Raw genomic sequence first — 22,410 nt, forward strand, 5'->3', positions numbered from 1 at the left:
GAGCAAAGGTTTTCCATGAGTGAAGATGCACAAGACGTCGTACTGATCGTCGAAGATGAACCCGTCATCCTGATGCTGCTGGCCGACTATCTGTCGGGCCTGGGCTACCGGGTACTCCAAGCGGAAAATGGCGAGCAGGCGTTCGAGATCCTGGCCAGCAAGCCGCACCTGGATGTGATGATCACCGACTACCGGCTGCCTGGCGGCATTACCGGGGTAATGATCGCTGAACCGGCGGTGAAGCTGCGTCCGGACCTCAAGGTGATTTTCATCAGCGGCTATCCCAACGAAATCCTCGAATGCGGCAGCCCCATCACCCGCAAGGCACCGATCCTGGCCAAGCCCTTCGACCTCAACAGCCTGCAGGAGCAGATCCAGCAACTGCTGGCTTGAGCCGCTCCTCAGTCGCGGATCATCTCCTGCACCTTGGCGGTCAGCAGGTCGAAGGTGAAGGGCTTGGTGATCAGTTGCATGCCGGGGTCGAGGAAGCCGCCCCGGGCGGCGGCGTGCTCGGCGTAGCCGGTGATGAACAGGACTTTCAGTTGCGGGCGGATCTGCCGCCCGATCTCCGCCAGTTGCCGGCCGTTCATGCCCGGCAAGCCCACATCGCTGATCAATAGGTCGATGCGTTGCCCCGAATCGAGGATCGGCATGGCGCTGCGGGCGTCGCCGGCTTCGACAAAGGCGTAGCCCAGCTCGCCGAGTACCGCGCTGACCAGCAGCCGGACCGCCGGATCATCCTCGACGATCAGCACCGTCTCGCCGTTCTGCGCGGTGCCCGACTGTTGCTCCAGCGGCTGTTCATCCAGCTGCGCACTGCCCCGATAGCGCGGCAGGTACAGGCTGACCTCGGTGCCTCGGCCCAGGGTGCTGTTGAGGGACACGTGGCCGTGGGACTGCTTGCTGAAGCCATAGATCATCGACAGCCCGAGCCCGGTGCCCTGGCCGATGGGCTTGGTGGTGAAGAAGGGGTCGAACACCCGATGGATGATGGCGTCGGGCATGCCGCAGCCGTTGTCGCTGACTCTCAGTAGCACGTAGTCGCCGGGTTCGAGGTTGTCGTGGGCCTGGGTGAAGTCCGGGCCCAGGTGCTGATTGAGGGTTTCCACCAGCAGCCGGCCGCCATTGGGCATGGCATCCCGGGCGTTGAGGACCAGATTGAGCAGGGCGCTTTCCAACTGGTTGGGGTCGGCCTCGGCGACCCACAGTTGCGGGCACAGTTGCATGTCCAGCTGGATGCTTTCGCTGAGGCTGCGTTGCAGCAGTTCGCCCATGGACGTCACCAGGGCATTCATTTCCACTGGCTTGGAGTCCAGCGACTGGCGCCGGGAGAAGGCCAGCAGGCGATGGGTCAGGCCGGCGGCGCGATTGGCCGAGGTGACCCCCAGGTCGATCAGTCGGTCCAGGTCTTCGGTGCGGCCCCGGGCCAGGCGCCGGCGCAGCAGCTCCAGGCTGCCGATGATGCCGGTGAGCATGTTGTTGAAGTCATGGGCGATGCCGCCAGTGAGCTGGCCCACGGCTTCCATCTTTTGCGACTGGCGCAGGGCTTCCTCGTTGTGCCGCAGTTGCGCGGTGCGCTCCTGCACCTGCTGTTCCAGGGTTTCCAGGGTGCATTGCAGGCGCAGTTCGCTCTGGCTCAGGTCGATCAGCCGGTCCCGGGCTTCGTATTGGCGACGGCGTCCGCGCAGGGCGGCGCTGACCAGGCTGATCAGGGTGGCCGGATGGAAGGGCCGTTCGAGGAAACTGACGTTGCCCAGGGGCACGCTGAAGCCTGAGGCCGGGTTCTGCTCCGGACCGCCGTGCTGGGTCAGCAGCACGATGGGCAGGTCGGACCAGGCCGGTTGTTGTTGCAGATGGCGCAGCAGGGGGGCCAGGTCGACCCCGCGCAAAGCCTCGGCGGCGATGATCACCAGCCCGGCGCCGTGCTCCAGCTCTGCGCACAGGGCCGGCAGGTCCGGGCAGATCAGACTGCGAAATCCCGCCTCGTTGAGCATCATCTGCGCCAGCTGGCTGTCACGGCCGTGGGGTGTGAGCACCAGGGCGCGTTCGGAAAATGCCAGGTCCTGGGTCATCGCCCCTCGTCCCGCAGCAGCGGTTTGCTTTCGCCCAGGTAGGTGGGCACGCCTCGCAGTACGCCCTGGAAGGCTTCCAGGGGTTCGCCGATGGTCAAGCCGCGAGCGCCGATGCGGTACTCACGGATGGTGGACTCGTGGCTGCCGGTGCGTTTCTTGATGATGGAGATGGCCCGACGCACCTTGCCCAGGGCCTCGAAGTAGCGCAGCAGGACCACGGTGTCCGCCAGGTAGGTGATGTCCACCGGGGCCTGCATGTCGCCCACCAGGCCATGCTGGGCCACGGTCATGAAGGTCGCGGCGCCCTGGCGGTTGAGGTACAGCAGCAGTTCGTGCATGTGCAGCACCAGGGCGTTTTCCTCGGGCATGGCCGCCTGGTAGCCGTTGATGCTGTCGATCACCACGGTCTTGATCCGTTGCTGGTCGACACAGCGCCGGACCCGGTAGGACAGTTCCCCCGGGGACAGTTCTGCGGCGTCCACTTGCTCGATCACCAGGTTGCCTGTGGCTTGCAGGGCCTCCAGGTCGATGCCCATGTTGCGCATGCGTTCCAACAGCAGCCCCAGCTCTTCGTCGAAGATGAACAGCGCGGCTTTCTCGCCCCGGGCTACTGCGGCCGCGGCGAAGATCATCGAAATAAGCGATTTGCCGGTACCGGCGGGGCCGAGGATCAGGGTGCTGGAACCGCTTTCGATGCCGCCTCCCAGGAGCGCGTCCATTTCCGCAATGCCGCTTGTCAGGGTCAGGCGCTCGTTGCGGCCGCGGTGTTCGGCAGCCACCAGCCTTGGGAAGACATGGACCCCGTCGCCCATGATGGTGAAATCATGGAAGCCGCCGCGGTACTTCTGGCCACGGTATTTCACCACCCGGACGCGCCGGCGCTCGGCGCCGTAGCTGGGGGTCAGCTCTTCCAGGCGGATCACCCCGTGGGCCACGCTGTGCACGGTCTTGTCCAGGGATTCGGTGGTCAGGTCGTCCAGTAGCAGCACGGTGGCGTCATAGCGCACGAAGTAGTGCTTGATCGCCAGGATCTGTCGCCGGTAGCGCAGGGAACTCTGGGCCAGCAGGCGGATTTCCGAGAGGCTGTCGAGCACCACCCGCGTCGGCTTGACCCGTTCCACCACGTCGAAGATCTGCCGGGTGGCTTCCCCCAGCTCCAGGTCCGAGGAATACAGCAGGCTTTGCTGGTGCTCGGCGTTGAGCAGGCTTTCCGGTGGGGTCAGCTCGAAGATGTGGATGTTGTGGTCCAGCTGCCAGCCGTGGGACTGGGCGCCCTGGCGCAGTTCGCGCTCGGTTTCCGAGAGGGTGATGTACAGGCAGCGCTCACCGGCCAGGGCGCCGGCACGCAGAAAATGCAAGGCCACGGTGGTCTTGCCGGTGCCGGGTTCGCCTTCCAGCAGGAATACATGGCTGCGTGATAATCCTCCAGAGAGAATATCGTCCAGGCCTTCGACGCCAGTGGCGGCTTTTTCGCTGAGCAACGCAGATGAGGTCGACAAACAATGCCCTCGCACATATGGGTCCAGGTGATCGGCGATGGCGACGAACGCCTTGATATCGCTGATAAATCACTTGACCGTCTGCCGTTGCCACGGTTCAACCTTTTGTTGTGTAGCCGCTGCCGCAGGCTGCGAACGGCTTGGGCGGCATTCCGACGCAGCAGGCGCGGGGATCTTGAGGGCGGCAAAGGTTTGGCTGGGGATCGCCAGGCAAGGCCCTGCGGGCCTTTTCGCAGCCTCGCGGGCTCGGCAGCGGCTACAGGTTTTGTGCGGGCTCTTGTAGCCGCTGCCGCAGGCTGCGAACGGCTTGGGCGGCATTCCGACGCAGCAGACGCGGGGATCTTGAGGGCGGTAAAGGTTTGGTTGGGGATCGCCAGGCAAGGCCCTGCGGGCCTTTTCGCAGCCTCGCGGGCTCGGCAGCGGCTACAGGTTTTGTGCGGGCTCTTGTAGCCGCTGCCGCAGGCTGCGAACGGCTTGGGCGGTATTCCGACGCAGCAGGCGCGAGGATCTTGAGGGCGGTAAAGGTTTGGCTGGGGATCGCCAGGCAAGGCCCTGCGGGCCTTTTCGCAGCCTCGCGGGCTCGGCAGCGGCTACAGGCCCTGCTGCAGGGCCGGGTCGTCGGGGTTCTGCTGTTCCAGCTGGGCCAGCAACACCTGGACGTTCTGCAACTGGCCGCTCTCTTTCCAATAGTTGATCAGCAGCACCCGCGCCTTGCGGTTGTAAGGCTGGCGCTGGACGATTTCCTCCAGTTGCTTCTGCGCCGCCTCCAGCTCCTGCTGGCTGTGCAGGGTGGTGGCCAGGTCGTAGCGGTAGGCGGCGTTGTTGGGTTCCAGTTCCACCGCCCGTGACAGGCCCAGCAGGGCAAATTCGCCCTGGCCGTGGTGCAGCAGCCAGAGCCCCAGGGCATGTTGCAGGTAGGCGGAGTCTTGCTGGGCCTGCAGTTGCTTGGCCAGCAACTGGCGGGCGGCGTCGCTCTGGCCTTGCTTGTCCAGCACTTCGATCTGCAGCACCACCGCTTGCAGGTTGTCCGGTGCCAGGCGCAGGGCCTGTTCCAGGGTCTGCTGGGCCTTGCTCAGGTTGGCGTTGTGCAGGTACAGGCGGGCCAGTTGGTATTGGGCCTCGACGTCATCACCCCGGGTCTTGAGCACCTGGGTGTATTCGTCGATCACCTGCTGCAGCGGGCCGAAGTACAGGCCCTGGTCATCCGGGCTCAGGCCGAGCAGGGCGTCTACCGCGGCAAAGCGCACGCTTTGCACGTGATCGTCGAGCAAGGGGCCTATCAGCAGGCTGCGCTGGCCACTGGGAACCAGGCCCAGCACGCTCTCGATCGCGGCTTTGCGCACCTCGGGCGAGGGATGATAGAGGTCGGCGTCCGCCAGCTTCAGGGCCTGGGGGCTGGGGTAGTTGGGCAATACCGCCAGCAGGCGGGTGCGCTGCTGGTCATTGAGGTCGGGGCGCGCCAGTTGCTGGTACAGCACCCGTGCTGCGCCCGGCTGGCCGTTGCGGGCTTTCTCCAGGGCCGGGCCGTAGCCATGCTTGATCGCCTCGGGAACCGCTGGCGGGCTGCTGCGCAGAAAGGTCCAGGCCAGGGCCAGGGCGATAACGAGCAACAGGCTGATCAGCAGATAGCGACGGGGCAGGGGCATGCAGGAATCCGGAAGCTGGCGACTTTTGGAAGGCGCAAGCTTCGGTCAGGAATGGGCCTGAGTCAAACCCGGGATCAGGTCAGTACGTATTCCTGGGGGTGCAGTGGCGGCGGCAGGTCCCGGTGCCCCAGCGCGGCCAGGACTTCACGCTCCAAACCGCGCAATAGAGCGTTGCACGGCAGATCGTTGTCGTCGTAGCCAAAGGGGTCTTCGAGGTCGTTGCCGATTTCGTCGAGGCCCAGGAAGGTGTAGCTGACGATGGCGGTGAAGATCGGCGTCAGCCAGCCCAGGGGCTCGGCCATGGCAAATGGCAGGAGGATGCAGAACAGGTAGATGGTGCGGTGCAGCAGCAAGGTGTAGGGGAAGGGCAGCGGGGTGTTCTGGATGCGTTCGCAGGCGGCCTGGACCAGGCTCAGGCTGACCAGGCGGGTTTCCATCTGGGTGTAGCGCCATTCACTGATCAGCCCCTGCTGCGCCCACTGCGAGCAGCGCTGGCCGATGCGTTGCAACTGGGCATCGGTGAGGTTGGGGTGCTGCGGGTCGATGTCGGCCTGGGCCCAGGGTTGCAGGGCGCGGGCTTCGTCTTCATGGCGCAGGCGGGCAATCAGGCTGTGGGCGAAGCCGCAGAGGTCGCGCAGCAGGCCCTCGCGTTGGGGATGAGCGTCGATGATCAGGCTTTCGCGGATCAGCGAACGGACCTCGATGATCAACTGCCCCAACTGCTTGCGGCCTTCCCACCAGCGGTCGTAGCAGGCGTTGTTGCGAAAACTCATGAAGATCGACAGCGACAGGCCCAGCAGGGTGAAGGGCGTGGCATTGACCTTGGAGAAATAGGTGGGCTGCAGGGTTTCCACCAGGACGATGACCGACGCCAGCAGGGTGATCAGCACGCAGCGCAAGGCAATGCGCTTGGCGATCGAGCCCTTGAGGGCAAAGAGGATGCTGATCAGGTTGGGCTTGGGGCGGACGATCATGATGGCTGAGGCCAGGGCGATTACTCGGCGAGTGAAGAGTAGGAGCGCGCTGTAGGGCTGTCCAATCGCAATGATCGACCGAATGATCGATTGCCTCTATCGGCCAACGACCCTGTAGCCGCTGTCGAGCCCTCGGCGAGGCTGCGAAAAGGTCCGCAGGACCTTGCCTGACGATTGCCCGCGGAGTCTTGAGCGGCTTTGCGATCCTGGCGTCCCTTCGGGCCGTTCGCAGCCTGCGGCAGCGGCTACAGGGAGCTGTGTAGCCGCTGTCGAGCCCTCGGCGAGGCTGCGAAAAGGTCCGCAGGACCTTGTCTGACGATTGCCCGCGGAGTCTTGAGCGGCTTTGCGATCCTGGCGTCCCTTCGGGCCGTTCGCAGCCTGCGGCAGCGGCTACAGGGAGTTGTGTAGCCGCTGTCGAGCCTGCGGCGAGGCTGCGAAAAGGTCCGCAGGACCTTGCCTGACGATTGCCCGCGGAGTCTTGAGCGGCCTTGCGATCCTGGCGTCCCTTCGGGCCGTTCGCAGCCTGCGGCAGCGGCTACAGGGAGCTGTGTAGCCGCTGTCGAGCCCTCGGCGAGGCTGCGAAAAGGTCCGCAGGACCTTGTCTGACGATTGCCCGCGGAGTCTTGAGCGGCTTTGCGATCCTGGCGTCCCTTCGGGCCGTTCGCAGCCTGCGGCAGCGGCTACAGGGAGTTGTGTAGCCGCTGTCGAGCCTGCGGCGAGGCTGCGAAAAGGTCCGCAGGACCTTGCCTGACGATTGCCCGCGGAGTCTTGAGCGGCCTTGCGATCCTGGCGTCCCTTCGGGCCGTTCGCAGCCTGCGGCAGCGGCTACAGGGAGCTGTGTAGCCGCTGTCGAGCCCTCGGCGAGGCTGCGAAAAGGTCCGCAGGACCTTGCTTGACGATTGCCCGCGGAGCCTTGAGCGGCCTGCGGCAGCGGCTACAGGGAGTTGTGTAGCCGCTGTCGAGCCTGCGGCGAGGCTGCGCGAAGGTCCGCAGGACCTTGCTTGGCGATGTCGTGGCAAAAAAAAGCCCCGCGACCGAATGATCCACGGGGCTAAACATTGGTTGGTTGCGGCCAACCAAAGGAGCTCGTTGCTATGCCTTAGCGGCTGGCCACCGTCGCTGGCTGCCAGCCACCGCCCAGGGCCTTGTAGATGGCGACAATGCCGCGGTACAGGTCGACTTCGGCCTGGGCCTGGGCGTCTTCGGCCGCCAGGCGTTCACGCTGGGCGTCCAGCAGCACCAGGAAGTCCACGGTGCCTTCGCGGTAGCGGATCTCGGCCAGGTCCGCCGCGGCGCGGCTGGACTCGCTCTGGCGGATCAGCGAGATCAGCCGTTGCTGGCGCTTGCCGTAATCGCTGAAGGCGTTTTCCGATTCTTCCAGGGCCAGCAGTACTTGCTGCTCGTAGCTGGCCAGGGCGCCGTCGGCATTGGCGTCGGCACCCCGCAGGCGGGCCCGCACGCTGCCCAGGTCAAAGGCCGCCCAGGTGATGCTCGGACCCAGGGCCCAGGCACTGGCCGCCGAGGAGCCGATCTGTGAACCGCGTCCGGCGGTGAAGCCGAGGAAGCCGCTGAGGCTGACCCGTGGAAACAGGTCGGCCTTGGCCACGCCAATCCGTGCGGTGGCCGCCGCCAGCTGGCGTTCGGCGCTGAGAATGTCCGGCCGGCGTTGCAGCAGCTCGCCCGGGTCGCCAATCGGCAGGGCCTTGGCAATCGCCGGTAGTTGCGCCGGCGAGAGGTCGACGCTGAGCTGGTCCGGACGCTCACCCAGCAGGGTGGCGATGCGGTTGCGCTGACGGGTCTGCTCGGCCTGCAACTGCGGCACGCTGGCTTCCACCGAAGCCAGGCGGGCATCGGCGCGCACCACATCGAGCTGGTCGCCGACCCCGGCGTCGCGCAGGCTTTCGGTGATCTTGCGCGAGGCCTGCTGGTTGTCCAGGTTGGCCAGGGCGATCTTTTCCCGCAGTTGCGCGCCGCGCAGCTGGCCGTAGGCGTCCACCAGCTCGGCGATCATGGTCACTTGCAACTGATACAGGTCGGCCTCGGCGGCTTGCTGGTCGGCGTCGGTGGCTTCCAGGTTGCGCTGGATGCGGCCGAACAGGTCCAGCTCCCAGGCCATGTCCAGGCCCAGGTCGTAGCGCTCGCTCTTGACCCGCTTGGTGGTCTGCCCCGGAATCTGCCCCTTGGCTTGGTCGCTGCTGGCGCGGCTGGTGATGGTGGGCATGGCGTCATTGCTGGCGTCATCGCGAATTGCCCGGGCGGCCCGCAGGCGGGCGAAGGCCACCCGCAGTTCACGGTTGCCCTGCAGCGATTTGCTCACCAGCTGGTTGAGGGTCGGGTCATCGAACTGTTGCCACCAGATGCCTTCGAAGCGTGCGCGGTCGAAGTTCTTCTGGCCCGCAGCGCCATCGGTGGCGGCGCTGATGTGCGCCGCCTCGGTGGTTGGGCTTTGGTAGTCCGGACCGACGGCGCAGGCACTCAGGGCCAGCACCAGCAGGCTCGGCAGGAAGACTTTGGCACTCATTGTTGCGTCTCCAGTTGCAGGGCGCGGGCGGCTTTGCGGGCCTCGTTGCGCTCCACATAATTGCGGATCAGGACATAGAACACTGGGGTCAGCAGCAGGCCGAAGAAGGTCACCCCGAGCATCCCGGAGAACACGGCGACGCCCATGGCATGACGCATTTCCGCACCGGCGCCGCTGGAGATCACCAGGGGCACCACGCCCATGATGAAGGCGAAGGAGGTCATCAGGATCGGCCGCAGACGCAGGCGGCAGGCTTCCAGTACCGCCGCCAGCGGGTCGAGGCCTTCCTCTTGTTTGTCCTTGGCGAACTCGACGATCAGGATCGCGTTCTTGCAGGCCAGGCCCACCAGTACGATCAGGCCGATCTGGGTGAAGATGTTGTTGTCGCCACCGGAGATGATCACCCCGGTAATCGCCGACAGCAGGGTCATCGGCACGATCAGGATCACCGCCAGCGGCAGGCTCCAGCTCTCGTATTGCGCGGCCAGTACCAGGAAGGCCAGCAGCACGCAGAGCGGGAAGACGAACAGGGCGGTGTTACCGGCGAGGATCTGCTGGTAGGTCAGCTCGGTCCATTCGTAGGTCATGCCGTTGGGCAGTTCTTCCTTGAGCAGTTTCTCGATCGCCGCTTCTGCCTGCCCGGAGCTGTAGCCCGGGGCGGCCGCACCGTTGATTTCCGCGGTGACGAAGCCGTTGTAGTGCATCACGCGGTCGGGACCGGCGGTGTCGCTGACCTTGATGAAGGTCGCCAGGGGGATCATCTCGCCCTTGTTGTTGCGCACTTTCAGTTGGCCGATCTGTTCGGGCTCGAGACGGAACTGCTGCTCGGCCTGGACGTTGACCTGATAGGTGCGGCCAAAGCGGTTGAAGTCGTTGGCATACAGCGAACCCAGGTAGATCTGCAGGGTGTCGAAGATGTCGGAAATCGCCACGCCGTGGGTCTTGGCCTTTTCCCGGTCGATGGCCGCGTCCACCTGAGGCACGTTGACCTGGTAGCTGGTGAACAGCCCGGCCAGTTCCGGCACGCTGCGGCTCTTGGTGATGACGTTCTGCACTTCTTTATACAGCTCGTCGTAACCCAGCCCGCTGCGGTCTTCCACTTGCAGGCGGAAGCCGCCAATGGTTCCCAGGCCCTGTACCGGCGGCGGTGGGAAGATCGCCATGTAGGCGTCCTGGATATCGGCGTATTTGCCGTTCAGGGCACCGGCGATGGCACCGGCTGACATGCTCGGGTCCTTGCGCTCATCGAAGGGCTTCAAGGTGACGAAGACGATGCCGTTGTTCGGGCTGTTGGTGAAGCCGTTGATCGACAGGCCGGGGAAGGCCACCGCGCTTTCCACGCCGGGCTGCTTGAGGGCGATGTCGGACATGCGCTTGATCACGTCTTCGGTGCGGTCCAGGCTCGCCGCGTCCGGCAGTTGGGCGAAGGCCACCAGGTATTGCTTGTCCTGGGCCGGCACGAAACCGGTCGGGGTGTGGGCGAAGCCGAACCAGGTCAGCACCATCAGGCCGGCATAGAGGAACAAGGCGATGCCGCTACCGCGGATGACCCGGCGTACGGTGCCGACGTAGCCATGGCTGGCCCGGTCGAAGAAGCGGTTGAACGGCTTGAACAGCCAGCCCCCCAGCAGCTTGTCGAGGATCTTCGAGAAGCGGTCCTTGGGCGCATGGTGTTCCTTGAGCAGTACCGCGGCCAGGGCCGGCGACAGGGTCAGGGAGTTGAAGGCCGAGATCACCGTGGAAATCGCGATGGTCAGGGCGAACTGCTTGTAGAACTGCCCGGTCAGGCCGCTGATGAAGGCCGCCGGTACGAACACCGCGCACAGCACCAGGGCGGTGGCGATGATCGGGCCGGTCACTTCGCGCATGGCGCGCTGGGTGGCCTCCACCGGGTTCAGTCCCAGGCCGATGTTCCGTTCGACGTTCTCCACCACCACGATGGCGTCGTCCACCACGATACCGATGGCCAGCACCAGGCCGAACAGCGACAGGGCATTGAGGGAGAAGCCGAACAGGTGCATGACCGCGAAGGTGCCGATCAGCGACACCGGTACGGCCACCAGCGGGATGATCGAGGCGCGCCAGGTCTGCAGGAACAGGATCACCACCAGCACCACCAGGATCAGCGCTTCGAACAGGGTGTGCACCACCGCCTCGATGGAGCCGCGGACGAAGATGGTCGGGTCGTAGACGATGCTGAAGTCCATGCCCTGCGGGAAGTTCTGCTTGAGTTCGGCCATCTTGGCCCGCACTTCGTTGGAGATCTCGATGGCGTTGGAGCCCGGGCGCTGGAAGATCGGGATCGCCACTGCCGGCTGGTTGTTGAGCAGGGAGCGCAGGGCGTACTGGCTCGACCCCAGTTCGATGCGGGCGATGTCTTTCAGGCGAGTGATCTCACCGTCTTCGCCTGAGCGAATGATGATGTTCTCGAACTCTTCCTCGGTGACCAGTCGGCCCTGGGTGTTGACCGACAGCTGGAAGCTGGTGGCGCTGGGCGCAGGCGGAGCGCCCAGGGCACCGGCGGCGACCTGGCGGTTCTGTTCGCGGATCGCGGTGACCACGTCGGTGGCGGTCAGGTTGCGCGAAGCGGTCTTGTTCGGATCGAGCCAGACCCGCAGCGAGTAGTCGCCCATGCCGAACAGCTGTACATCACCCACGCCGCCCAGGCGCGCCAGCTCATCCTTGATGTTGAGCAGGGCGTAGTTGGACAGGTAGAGCATGTCGTAGCGTTGGTCCGGCGAGGTCAGGTGGACCACCATGGTCAGGTCCGGAGAGGCCTTGTCCACGGTAATACCGATGCGCGTCACTTCTTCCGGCAGCTTGGGCTGGGTGCGGGTCACGCGGTTCTGCACCTGCACCTGGGCGTTGTCCAGGTCGGTGCCCAGGGCGAAGGTGATGGTCAGGGTGATCTTGCCGTCGGCGGTGGATTGCGAGGACATGTAGAGCATGTTCTCGACCCCGGTGATCGCCTGTTCCAGGGGCGCGGCCACGGTTTCACCGATGACTTTCGGGTTGGCCCCGGGGAAGTTGGCGCGTACCACCACGGTGGGTGGCACCACTTCCGGGTATTCGCTGATGGGCAGTTGGAACAGCGAGATGGCGCCGGCGATCAGGATCAGCAGCGACAGCACCGCGGCGAAGATCGGCCTTGAAATGAAGAACTGGGAAAAATTCATCTTGAGAGTCGTCCCTTAACCGCGCGGTGTCGCAGCGGCGAGTTTCACAGCCGGAGCCGCCTTGGCAGGGGTGACCTGCGGCAGGTTGCTGGCTTCCAGTGCTTGGCGTTGTTGGGCCAGGGCGGCGAGGGTTTCCTGGCTGGCCATGGGGATCACTTCAGGCGTGACCGGGGCACCGGGACGTGCCCGCTGCAAGCCCTTGACGATGATGGTGTCGTCCTTGCTCAGCCCGTTGCGCACGATGCGCAGGCCCTCGATCTTCGGCCCCAGCTCCACGGCGCGGTAGGCCGGCTTGTTGTCGGCGTCCATCACCAGCACGAACTTCTTGCCCAGGTCGGTGCCCACGGCTTCGTCGTTGATCAGCATCGCCGAGTAGGTGCCGCTGCCCACCAGTTTCAGGCGCGCATACAGGCCCGGGGTGTAGCTGCCGTCACGGTTGTCGAACACGGCGCGGCCGCGGATGGTGCCGGTCTTGGGGTTGACCTGGTTGTCGACGAAGTTCATCTGGCCCAGGTGCGGGTGGCCTTCTTCATTGGACAGGCCCAGGTACACCGGGGTGGTCTGGCCGCGCTGACCCTGGCGGGCGAGTTGGGTGTACTTGAGGTACACGCGTTCGTCGGCGTCGAAGTAGGCGTAGACCTTGTCGGTGGACACCAGGCTGGTGAGCGCGGTGACATCGGCGGTCACCAGGTTGCCGGCGGTGATCTGTGCGCGGCTGACGCGACCGCTGATGGGGGCCACCACCCGGGTAAAGCTCAGGTTGAGCTTGGCCAGGTCCAGTTGAGCCTGGATCGCATCGACGCCGGCCCGGGCTTCCTGGGCGGCGCTGCTGCGGGTGTCGGCCAGCTCGGCGGAAATCGCGTTGCTGGTCAGCAGGCGCTGGCCGCGCTGGGCTTCGTTGGCGCTGCGGGTGGCGGTGGCCCGGGCTTGTTGCAGCTGGGCTTCGAGGCGGCGGACTTCAGCCTGGAAGGGGCGCGGGTCGATCTGGAACAGCAGGTCGCCTTTCTTCACCAGGGCGCCTTCGGTGAACGCCACCTGATCGATCTGGCCCGAGACCCGTGGCCGGATTTCCACGGTTTCCGGGGCTTCCAGGCGTCCGGTGAACTCATCCCATTCGTTGACCGGCTGCTCCAGCACCTTGGCCACACTGACCTTGGCAGCGGGCGGGGCGGAGGCGGTTTCCGGGGCTTTGCCGCAGGCACTCATGACCAGAACGGCGAGGGCGGCTAAGGGGTAACGCAAGAGTTTGACTGACTGGTCCATGGTTCATCCGCCAAGGTAATTTGAGATGGGCGGATGATGCTCGGCAGGGTGGTATCTCACGAATCGAATGAAGCGAAGGTAACTATCATTCGGAATGATATAAGCCCCAAGCGAGCCCTCTAGCCTGCGCCTTTCGTTAGGGTGCTATCAATCCCCTGGTATGCAATTGATTGTTGTCGCATACGCAACATTGCCCGCCGGGGCAGGGGGGCAGCTGTCGGCGAACAGGCTCTCCTGTCTTTGTATTCGGGCATTGCAGAGATTGTTTGAACGGCTCGCAGGCGCCTGTCGCGCAGGGACCTTCTGCGGGTCATGCGGGGCGTGTTGAGCGCTTTTTGCAGATGACTCCACTTGACAGCGAAGGGTTTGAAGACGCGTAATATGTCGCAATGTTAACGTTAACCTAGATAAGAACAAGAGGGTCGTCACATGCAGCTTGCCGCCAAACGCGAGTACTGGCTTATCAGTGGTTTATTGTTTTTCTTCTTCTTTTCGTGGTCATCCAGCTATTCGCTGTTCTCTATCTGGCTGCATCGAGTCATTGGCTTGAATGGCACGGAAACCGGGTTCATTTTCGCCGCCAACGCCATTGCGGCGTTGCTGGTTCAGCCCTTCTACGGCGCTCTTCAAGACCGCCTCGGGCTGTCCAAAAAACTGTTGGTATGGATTGGCATCTTGCTCTGCGCCGCGGCCCCGTTTGCCATTTATGTCTACGCCGGCCTGTTGGCGCAGAACGTGGTGCTCGGCGCCTTGGTCGGTGCGGCGTTTCTGGCGCTGGCGATGCTGGCAGGCGTGGGGGTAATCGAGTCCTACACCGAGCGTTTGTCACGTCATGCGGGGTTCGAGTTTGGAACCACCCGAATGTGGGGATCGTTGGGCTGGGCCAGCGCGACCGGCGTGGTCGGCGTGGTGTTCAACATTGATCCTGACATTGCGTTTTACATGAGCAGCGCCGCCGGCGTCGTGTTCCTGCTGATCCTGTCCCGCCTGGACCTTGACCGTTTGAACCCGCCGGCTGCGCAGGCGGGCAGCGTTGCCCACCCCGTGCGCCTGAACGATCTCTGGAAGTTGCTGACACTCCCGCGATTCTGGGCTTTCAGCCTGTACCTGACAGGGGTGTGCGGGATCTACATGATCTACGAGCAACAGTTTCCGGTGTATTTCTCCTCGTTTTTCCCGACCCCGGAGGAGGGCACCCGCGCCTATGGTTACCTGAACTCGTCTCAGGTGCTGGTCGAGGCGGTCTTGATGCTGTTTGCACCCTGGGTGGTCAGCCGCACAGGCGCCAAATACGGGCTGATCCTGGCCGGCAGCATCATGTTTGTGCGCATCCTTGGCTCCGGGATGGCAACGCAGGCCTGGGCTATCGCTGCCTGCAAGATGTTGCACGCCTTGGAGGTGCCCATCCTGCTGGTCTCGATATTCAAATACATATCGCTGAACTTCGACTCTCGGCTGTCCGCCTCGATCTACCTGGTGGGATTCCAGTTCGCCCAGCAATTGACCGCCATGCTGCTATCCCCGCTGGTGGGCTACGGCTACGACCATCTCGGTTTCTCCAGCGTCTACGTGCTGATGGCAGGCCTGGTCGGCGTTTGCCTGTTGCTGTCATGGACCTTGTTGCGCAAGGACCCCGTGCGCGGCGCCGCTCAAGACCGGCCTGGCGATTCGCCGGAGCTGCCTGCCATCGCTCAATCTGCCCTTCGTTATGAACCCTAGACAGGAACCGGCCATGCACGCTGCACTGTTAGAGCAAGCGCATCGCGCTATCGAAAAAAAATTGCCCGAGCGGGAGGATGACTATCGCCTGGCCTATCACCTGGCGCCGCCGGCAGGATGGATGAATGACCCGAACGGCCTGGTGTTTTTTCGCGGTGAATACCATGTGTTCTACCAACATCATCCCTATTCGGCCAAGTGGGGGCCGATGCACTGGGGGCATGCCAAGAGCCGCGACCTGGTGCACTGGGAGCATCTGCCCATCGCGCTGGCGCCTGGCGACGCCTATGACCGCGATGGCTGCTTTTCAGGATCTGCGGTGGTCGCGGACGACAGGCTGTACCTGATCTACACCGGGCATACCTGGCTGGGTGCGCCGGGTGATGAGCGGCACATTCGTCAGGTCCAGTGCCTGGCCAGCAGCATCGATGGCGTTTCGTTCAGCAAGCACGGGGCGGTGATCGATGCGGCGCCTGAGCCGAGCATCATGCATTTTCGCGATCCCAAGGTGTGGTGGCGAGCAGGGCAGTGGTGGATGGCCTTGGGCGCTCGCCAAGGCGACGACCCGCTGCTCCTGCTCTATTGCTCCGACGATCTGCATCACTGGAAGTACCTCAGGTGCGCGCTGCAGGGGCGACGCGAGTCGGACGGCTACATGTGGGAGTGTCCGGACCTGTTCGAACTCGATGGCAACGATGTGTTTCTCTATTCGCCTCAAGGCCTGAAGCCCAGCGGTTATGACAACTGGAACAAGTTCCAGAACAGCTATCGGATGGGCCTGCTGGACGACCGTGGATACTTCAGCGAGTGCGGTGAGCCGCGTGAACTGGATCATGGTCACGATTTTTATGCGGCGCAGACCCTGCTGGCGCCGGACGGACGCCGCCTGTTGTGGGCCTGGATGGACATGTGGGAGAGCCCGATGCCGAGTCAGGCGCAGCACTGGTGTGGTGCGCTGTCGCTGCCTCGTGAACTGAGCCGTAATGGCGAACGGCTGCGCATGCGGCCGGCCCGCGAGCTGAAGGCGCTACGCCAGTCGCAACGGACACTGGCAATCGGCGTGGTCGAATCCGGCAATTGCCTGCTCGATGAGCGAGGGACGTTACTGGAGTTCGAACTGTCCCTGGACCTGGCTGGCAGCACTGCTGAGCGCTTTGGGCTGGCGCTGCGTTGCAGTGAGGATCAGCAAGAGCGGACCCTGGTGTATTTCGATGCGATGGCGCGCCGCCTGGTGCTGGACAGGCAACACTCGGGAGTGGGGGTGAGCGGTGCGCGCAGCGTGCCGATAGCCAAGGGACAAACGCGGATAGACTTGCGGATTTTCCTTGATCGTTCGTCTATCGAGGTGTTTGTCGATGACGGCGCTTATAGCTTGAGCAGCCGGATCTATCCTCGTCCGGACAGTCAGGCGGTCATGGCGTTTGCGGTCAATGGCAGCGCTGGGTTTGGCGATGCGTCGGTCTGGCACCTGGCTGATCTGCGCCTCTGACCCTGCTGATCGGCCATGGGCGCACGACGTCTGGCGATGTGTTGTCATGCTTTTGCCAAGCATGACATGATGCCCGGCCACACAAGCATTGGCACCTGCGAATGGCCTCAGTTAAAGATGTCGCGCACCTCGCAGGGGTTTCCTTGATGACGGTGTCCAGGGCGCTCAATACCCCGGAAAAAGTCAATCAGGAAACCCTGGCGAAGGTTCTGCAAGCGGTTGAGACCCTGGGTTATGTCCCCAGTCTTTCTGCCCGACAGATCCGCGGCGGCGCTTCCCGTAGCAAAACCATTGGCGTCTTCGCGCTGGATACCGCCACCACGCCCTTCGCCGTGGAAATGCTCCTGTCCATGGAGCGCACCGCCCGGGAACACGGCTGGAATGTCTTCATCCTCAACGTGTTCGAAGTGCCGCCGAGCCAGCAGACCATCGACCTGATGCTGTCCCACCAGCCTGACGGAATCATCTTCAGCGCCATGCAGCTGCGGACCATCGAGATCCCCCCGGCGTTGCGCAGCCTGCCGCTGGTGCTGAGCAATTGCATGAGCCTGGAGTCCGGGGTGGCCTGTTATGTGCCTGACGATGCCGACGGCCAGTATCAGGCTGTGCGGCATGCGCTCAAGCGTGGCTACCGCAGTCCGTTGTGCATCAACCTGCCACAAGCCAGCCTGGCCTGGGAGCAGCGCCAGCTTGGATTGTGTCGAGCCCTCACTGAGGCTGGAATATCCGTGGCCGATGTTCCGCAATACAGCCTGTCCCAGGATGACGCCTATCAGGAAACGATCGCCGCGCTGGAGGCGCAATTGCAAGCGTCGCAAGGAGCGCCAGCGTTCGATCTTCTTATCTGTGGTAACGACCGCATCGCTTTGGTGGCTTACCAGTACTTGCTAAGTCGCGGTCTGCGTATTCCGCAGGACGTGGCGGTTCTGGGGTACGACAACATGATCGGTGTTGCCGAGCTGTTCTACCCGCCGCTCAGTACCGTGCAGTTGCCGTATTACGAAATGGGGCGGCGTTCTGCGCAATACCTCATCGAGCGCTGGGAACAGCCGACGATTCACAGGGTTGCGTGCCCGCTGGTAGAACGCGAATCCTGCTGAACGGCATGGCTGACAGGACCATGCGCACACCCGGCGGGTGCTCATGATCCTGGCGCTGGAGCTGGCGAATCGTCGACCGGTCTTTACATTTTTTGACTGTAGATTCACTGATTAATACAACTCCGGCTTCAGCAAAGTTTGATACTGCGCGCTCTACCGCCCCGAAGGATTCTCCGCTCGGGGTATCGCTCCAAATGCACGAAAGGAATCATCCGGATGTATCTCTCTCATAGGCTCACGGGGATCGGTCTGTGTGCCGCGTTGTTTGTCCTGGCAGGTTGCGCGCCCACTTCAATAGCCGGACCCGGGGCCAACAATGTGCGCATCACCCACAACGAACCGGGACGTGAATGCCAGTTTCTTGGTGATGTCACCGGCAGTCAGGGCGACTTTTTATTGGGCAGTATCACGGGTAACGCCAATCTCGAAACCGGCGCCCGCAACGACCTGAAAAACAAGGCCGCGGCGCTGGGGGGCAACCGGGTTTACCTGCTCACTCAACGCGCAGGGCAGACCGGTTCGGATAATCGCCTGGAGCAAACCAACGTGACGCTTTCGGGCAATGTCTATCGCTGCCCCGAGTCCTGAGTCTGCCGCTGAGCGCTGAACAGCTTTGCCCCGCCAATGGCAGAGCTGTCAGCGCTATGAATGTCGGCATTGGTTCGGGAGCGGTCAGCGCCGGGATTTGCGTCCGCTGCTGCCGATGGTCATGCGCTGGTGATGTGTTGAACGGAGCGCTAGGCCATTTCTGCTGCCGAGCCCGCAGCAGGATGATGCTTGCAGCGGGCGCTTCAGGAGGGGAGGGACAGCAACCAGGCGCTGAATGTCTTGAACGCCGGAAAGTGCTGGTAGCGCGCGGCGCAGGTCAGGTAATAGTTGCGACCGCTGTCCATGGGGCCGAACAGCTTGACCACGGCTCCAGACTCGATTTCCTCCTGCACCAGGATATCGGGAACCAGCCCGATACCTATGCCTGCGGCCACCGCCTGGATCAGGTGGGCGGTGAGCTCGAAGCTGGGGCCCGTGCGCATTTTCTGGTGATCCAGGTTGTTGAAGTCGAACCAATCAGACCAGCCGTTGGGGCGAGACACCACGTTCAGCAGCAAATGATGGGGGAGCTCGTCCAGCGATAGCTCGGGGTTGCCTGCCAGGGCCTTGGGGCTGGCGATGACGATCAGTTTTTCTTGCAGCAGCAGGTGCGACACGTAGCCCGGCCAGTCCCCTTTTCCCGCACAGATGATGGCCTGCATGTCGCCCACGCTGGAGGGGTTGTCGGCGTGAATGATCCTTGAATGGATATGCACCAGGTTCCTGGGATGACGGGCATAGAACTCATGCATTTTCGGCAGCAGCCATTTTGAGCCGAACGTCGGAAGCACCGCCAGGTTCAACGGACCATCTTCTTCCTTGAAGGCAATGGTCTGCAGGGTGGCGCTGCGAATGCGCCCCAATGCGGCGCTGAGTTCATGCTGGTACAGAGCGCCGGCGGCGGTGAGTTCGATTTTTCTGCCCTCGCGCTTGAACAGCGAGATCTCCAGCTGCGATTCCAGGGCCTGCACTTGCCGGCTGACCGCGCTTTGGGTCAGGGCCAGTTCGTCCGCAGCTTTGGTGAAGCTGCAATGGCGGGCGGCGGCCTCGAAAGCGACCAGCAGGGACATTGAAGGGGTCAGTCGGCGTGGGTTCATTCATAAAGCTCATGCAAAAGCTGCAGGTTTTACGTTTGTGTGAAACGTCTTGGCCCCACAAAATCGTGGGTGCGCCCCTTGCCATGCAGCAGCTGTCGGGGGGTAAGCATACATAACGAGAATGCTCAGATTAGCGGTATCGCCAGTAGGAATTCCAGCATGATTGCCCGGTTGTCTCCCCATGAAGTCAAAAACCCAGCCTGTGAGTTGTTCCTGGCTCGCCTGGAACAGGAGGGTTTCCAGGGAGAAATCGCTCGCGATCATGGGCTCAGGACCGTGCTGGCGACCGACAACTCGATCTATCAGCGCCTGCCGCAAGCCGCGGTGTTTCCGCGCAATGTGCAAGATGTTCAGCTGTTGGCCCGCCTCGTGGCGCTGGCGCCATTCAGCTCGGTGGTACTCACGCCGCGGGGCGGAGGAACCGGCACCAATGGCCAATCGTTGACCAGCGGGATCGTGGTCGACTTGTCGCGCCACATGAACGGCATCCTTGAGATCAACGTCGAGGAGCGCTGGGTGCGGGTGCAAAGCGGCGTGGTCAAAGACCAGCTCAACGCGGCGTTGAAACCCCATGGACTGTTTTTTGCGCCCGAGCTGTCGACGTCAAACCGGGCCACCATCGGCGGCATGATCAACACCGATGCAAGTGGCCAGGGAAGCTGCACCTATGGCAAGACCCGTGATCATGTCCTGGCGCTGTCGACCATTCTCATTGGTGGCGAGCGGCTCGACAGTGTGCCTCTGGACCCTGACCAGTGGCAGGCACAGGCCCGTCGCGAAGACAAGGTTGGCGCGATCCATCGCTGTGCATCGCAGATCGTGGAGCAATATGCCGAGCTGATCGAACACACCTTTCCCAAGCTGAACCGTTGCCTGACGGGGTACGACCTGGCGCATCTGCAGGAGCCCAACGAGCGACTCAATCTGAACAGTGTCCTGTGCGGCTCCGAAGGCTCGCTGGGTTTCATCGTGGAAGCCACGCTGAATGTGCTGCCCATTCCCCAGTATTCGATCCTGGTCAATGTGCGGTATGCCGGCTTCATGGACGCACTGCGCGACGCCAAGGCGTTGATGCAGCTCAAGCCGCTGTCCATCGAGACGGTGGACTCCAAGGTCCTCGGGCTGGCGATGAACGACATCGTCTGGCACGGCGTCGCCGAATACTTTCCCCAAGACCCCGATGTGGCGACCCTGGGCATCAACCTGGTTGAATTCAGCGGCGACGACGAGGCGGTCTTGCTGCAACGCGTGGATGAATTTGTCCTGCACCTGCAGCGTGACACCCGCGTGGTGCGATTGGGGCACACCCTGGCCGTCGGCGCCCAGGCAGTGCAGCGGGTCTACGCGATGCGCAAGCGGGCCGTGGGGTTGCTGGGCAACGTCAAAGGCTCCGCCCGGCCCCAGCCGTTCGTGGAAGATACCGCCGTTCCTCCCGAGCACCTGGCTGATTTCATTGCGCAGTTCCGCGAGTTGCTTGATGGCCATGGCCTGGAATATGGCATGTTCGGTCACGTGGACGCCGGGGTCCTGCATGTGCGGCCGATCCTGGACATGAAAGACCCCGCTCAGGCGGCCCTGATCCGGCCCATTTCCGACGCCGTCGCCGAACTCACGCAAAAGCACGGCGGCTTGCTCTGGGGCGAGCACGGTAAAGGGTTGCGGTCGCAATATGTGCCCGACTACTTCGGCGAACTCTATCCGGCCCTGCAGGAGCTCAAGGCGGCTTTTGACCCGAACAACCAACTCAACCCGGGCAAGATCGCCACGCCCAAGACGCTGCCCGGCGCCCGGTTGACCCGGGTGGACGAGGTCCGGTTGCGGGGCGAGCTTGATCGCACCATCGATGAGCGGGTCTGGTCGCACTACGACGCCGCGGTGCATTGCAATGGCAACGGCGCCTGCTACAACTTCGACCCCGATGACGCCATGTGTCCGTCCTGGAAAGGCACCCGCAATAGACTGCACTCGCCCAAGGGGCGCGCGTCGCTGGTGCGTGAGTGGCTGCGCTTGCAGGGCCAGCAAGGTGTCGATGTGCTGGAAGTGGCTCTCTCGTCCAGGTCCGAGCTGCTCGGCCTGCCCAGGCGTGCGGTCAATACGCTTGCACGGAAGCTGGGCCAGAAAGACTTTTCCCATGAGGTCTACGAGGCGATGGCCGGGTGCCTCGCCTGCAAGTCCTGTGCGGGGCAGTGCCCGGTGAAAGTCAATGTGCCGGACTTTCGCTCGCGGTTTTTGCAGCTGTATCACAGTCGCTATCTGCGCCCGTTGAAGGATTACCTCATCGGTTCCCTTGAGTACACCATTCCCCACTTCGCCCGCGTGCCGCGTTTGTACAACGGCATCATCGGCTCGCGGATGGTGGGGGCGTTTCTGCGGCGGGTGGCCGGAATGATCGACAGCCCGCTGCTGAGCCTGCTGGATTTTGATGAGGTTTGCCGGCGGTGGAACGTGCGCGTGGCGTCGCCTGCGCTGCTTGAGGGGATGGACGAGGCGCAACGGGCTCGCAGCGTGATTCTCGTGCAGGACGCCTTTACCCGTTACTTCGAAACACCGCTGCTGGCCGATTGGATCGAACTGATTTCCAGGCTGGGGTTTGAGGTGTACATCGCGCCGTTCGCGGCCAATGGCAAGCCGCTGCAGGTCCAGGGCTTTTTGAAAGCCTTCGAAAAGGCTGCGCATTACAACGGCCGAACGCTGCGCCAGCTGCACCGCTATCAGATTCCATTGGTGGGTCTTGATCCGGCGATGACCCTGGTTTATCGGCAGGAGTACGCCAAGACCCTGGGGCAGGATCAGGCTCCGAGCGTGCTGCTGCCGCAGGAATGGCTGGCGCAGGTACTGGCGCCGTCAGCGCTGGGCGCGGACCAGGAGACTTACCACTTTGTGCCGCACTGCACCGAGAAAACCAACGAGCCTGGCAGCGTGGCGCTGTGGCAGACGATCTTCGCCCGAGTCGGCCTGAAGTTGCAGGTGCAAGCCAGCGGCTGCTGTGGGATGTCCGGAACCTATGGTCACGAAACCCAGAACGCCGGGACCTCGGAGGTTATTTACCGTCAGTCCTGGGGCCCCTTGGTGGCCCGTCTCAATGGGGCCGGGCGCCTGCTGGCGGACGGCTACTCGTGCCGCAGCCAGGTCAAGCGCAAGGACGGACAGACCGTCCAGCACCCGCTCCAGGCCTTGCTGAAGTTGCTGCGCGGCGCCGACCAGACCTCAGGCGCTTGAGCGGCGCGGGCATGGTGCGGTTTGACCGCCGCGGCTGGGTATCGGCG

The 22,410-nt window shown here is 63.4% G+C and carries 14 protein-coding genes; 6 read left to right on the forward strand and 8 right to left on the reverse strand.

Features of this window, described 5'->3' with window-relative positions:
• Window positions 1-15 precede the first annotated feature (15 nt).
• On the forward strand, window positions 16-393 hold the full coding sequence (locus ACMGF8_RS19645) for a response regulator (RefSeq protein ID WP_011061530.1): 378 nt from the start codon (window positions 16-18) through the stop codon (window positions 391-393).
• An 8-nt stretch (window positions 394-401) separates the two neighbouring features.
• Here the strand turns inward: ACMGF8_RS19645 and ACMGF8_RS19650 are convergent, their stop codons facing one another.
• From ACMGF8_RS19650 to mexE, 7 genes are all read right to left on the reverse strand, one after another.
• Entirely contained in the window at window positions 402-2,072 is a 1,671-nt protein-coding gene (locus ACMGF8_RS19650; protein WP_416756985.1) for a response regulator, read from the reverse strand.
• Complete coding sequence (locus ACMGF8_RS19655; protein ID WP_102879594.1) at window positions 2,069-3,571, reverse strand: ATPase domain-containing protein; 1,503 nt, start codon at window positions 3,569-3,571, stop codon at window positions 2,069-2,071. Before ACMGF8_RS19655 ends, ACMGF8_RS19650 begins: the two co-directional genes overlap by 4 nt.
• A gap of 590 nt (window positions 3,572-4,161) precedes the next feature.
• The gene (locus ACMGF8_RS19660) at window positions 4,162-5,217 is read right to left on the reverse strand and encodes a tetratricopeptide repeat protein (RefSeq protein ID WP_416756986.1); all 1,056 of its coding nucleotides are present in this window, start codon (window positions 5,215-5,217) and stop codon (window positions 4,162-4,164) included.
• 74 nt (window positions 5,218-5,291) lie between these two features.
• Complete coding sequence (locus ACMGF8_RS19665; protein ID WP_416756987.1) at window positions 5,292-6,191, reverse strand: bestrophin family protein; 900 nt, start codon at window positions 6,189-6,191, stop codon at window positions 5,292-5,294.
• A 1,099-nt stretch (window positions 6,192-7,290) separates the two neighbouring features.
• Window positions 7,291-8,712: an efflux transporter outer membrane subunit gene (locus ACMGF8_RS19670; RefSeq protein WP_416756988.1), complete on the reverse strand. Its 1,422-nt coding sequence runs from the start codon at window positions 8,710-8,712 to the stop codon at window positions 7,291-7,293.
• On the reverse strand, window positions 8,709-11,888 hold the full coding sequence (locus tag ACMGF8_RS19675; RefSeq protein WP_207167834.1) for an efflux RND transporter permease subunit: 3,180 nt from the start codon (window positions 11,886-11,888) through the stop codon (window positions 8,709-8,711). Before ACMGF8_RS19675 ends, ACMGF8_RS19670 begins: the two co-directional genes overlap by 4 nt.
• A 15-nt stretch (window positions 11,889-11,903) precedes the next feature.
• Window positions 11,904-13,151 carry a multidrug efflux RND transporter periplasmic adaptor subunit MexE gene (gene mexE / locus ACMGF8_RS19680; protein ID WP_115582376.1) on the reverse strand — a complete coding sequence of 416 codons (1,248 nt, stop codon included), beginning with the start codon at window positions 13,149-13,151 and terminating at the stop codon, window positions 11,904-11,906.
• Window positions 13,152-13,580: 429 nt separating this feature from the next.
• Between mexE and ACMGF8_RS19685 the strand changes: the two genes are divergently transcribed.
• The 4 genes from ACMGF8_RS19685 (at window position 13,581) to ACMGF8_RS19700 (ending at window position 18,047) form a co-directional block, all read left to right on the forward strand.
• Window positions 13,581-14,870, forward strand: coding sequence for an MFS transporter (locus ACMGF8_RS19685; RefSeq protein WP_102865176.1), 1,290 nt, complete (start codon window positions 13,581-13,583; stop codon window positions 14,868-14,870).
• Between the two features lie 13 nt (window positions 14,871-14,883).
• The gene (locus ACMGF8_RS19690; protein ID WP_102865175.1) at window positions 14,884-16,359 is read left to right on the forward strand and encodes a glycoside hydrolase family 32 protein; all 1,476 of its coding nucleotides are present in this window, start codon (window positions 14,884-14,886) and stop codon (window positions 16,357-16,359) included.
• Window positions 16,360-16,460: 101 nt separating this feature from the next.
• Entirely contained in the window at window positions 16,461-17,459 is a 999-nt protein-coding gene (locus ACMGF8_RS19695) for a LacI family DNA-binding transcriptional regulator (protein ID WP_115582378.1), read from the forward strand.
• 216 nt (window positions 17,460-17,675) lie between these two features.
• Entirely contained in the window at window positions 17,676-18,047 is a 372-nt protein-coding gene (locus tag ACMGF8_RS19700) for a DUF4156 domain-containing protein (protein WP_102865173.1), read from the forward strand.
• Window positions 18,048-18,250: 203 nt separating this feature from the next.
• Here the strand turns inward: ACMGF8_RS19700 and ACMGF8_RS19705 are convergent, their stop codons facing one another.
• Window positions 18,251-19,144, reverse strand: coding sequence for a LysR substrate-binding domain-containing protein (locus ACMGF8_RS19705; protein WP_102865172.1), 894 nt, complete (start codon window positions 19,142-19,144; stop codon window positions 18,251-18,253).
• A 159-nt stretch (window positions 19,145-19,303) separates the two neighbouring features.
• Here ACMGF8_RS19705 and ACMGF8_RS19710 point away from each other — a divergent pair, with 159 nt between their 5' ends.
• A complete protein-coding gene (locus tag ACMGF8_RS19710; protein WP_416756989.1) occupies window positions 19,304-22,363 on the forward strand; it encodes an FAD-binding and (Fe-S)-binding domain-containing protein in 3,060 nt (1,019 codons plus the stop codon).
• Window positions 22,364-22,410 lie beyond the last annotated feature (47 nt).

Origin of the sequence: Pseudomonas sp. BNK-7, from assembly GCF_048072025.1 — a bacterium.
Taxonomy (GTDB): Bacteria; Pseudomonadota; Gammaproteobacteria; order Pseudomonadales; family Pseudomonadaceae; genus Aquipseudomonas; species Aquipseudomonas danubii.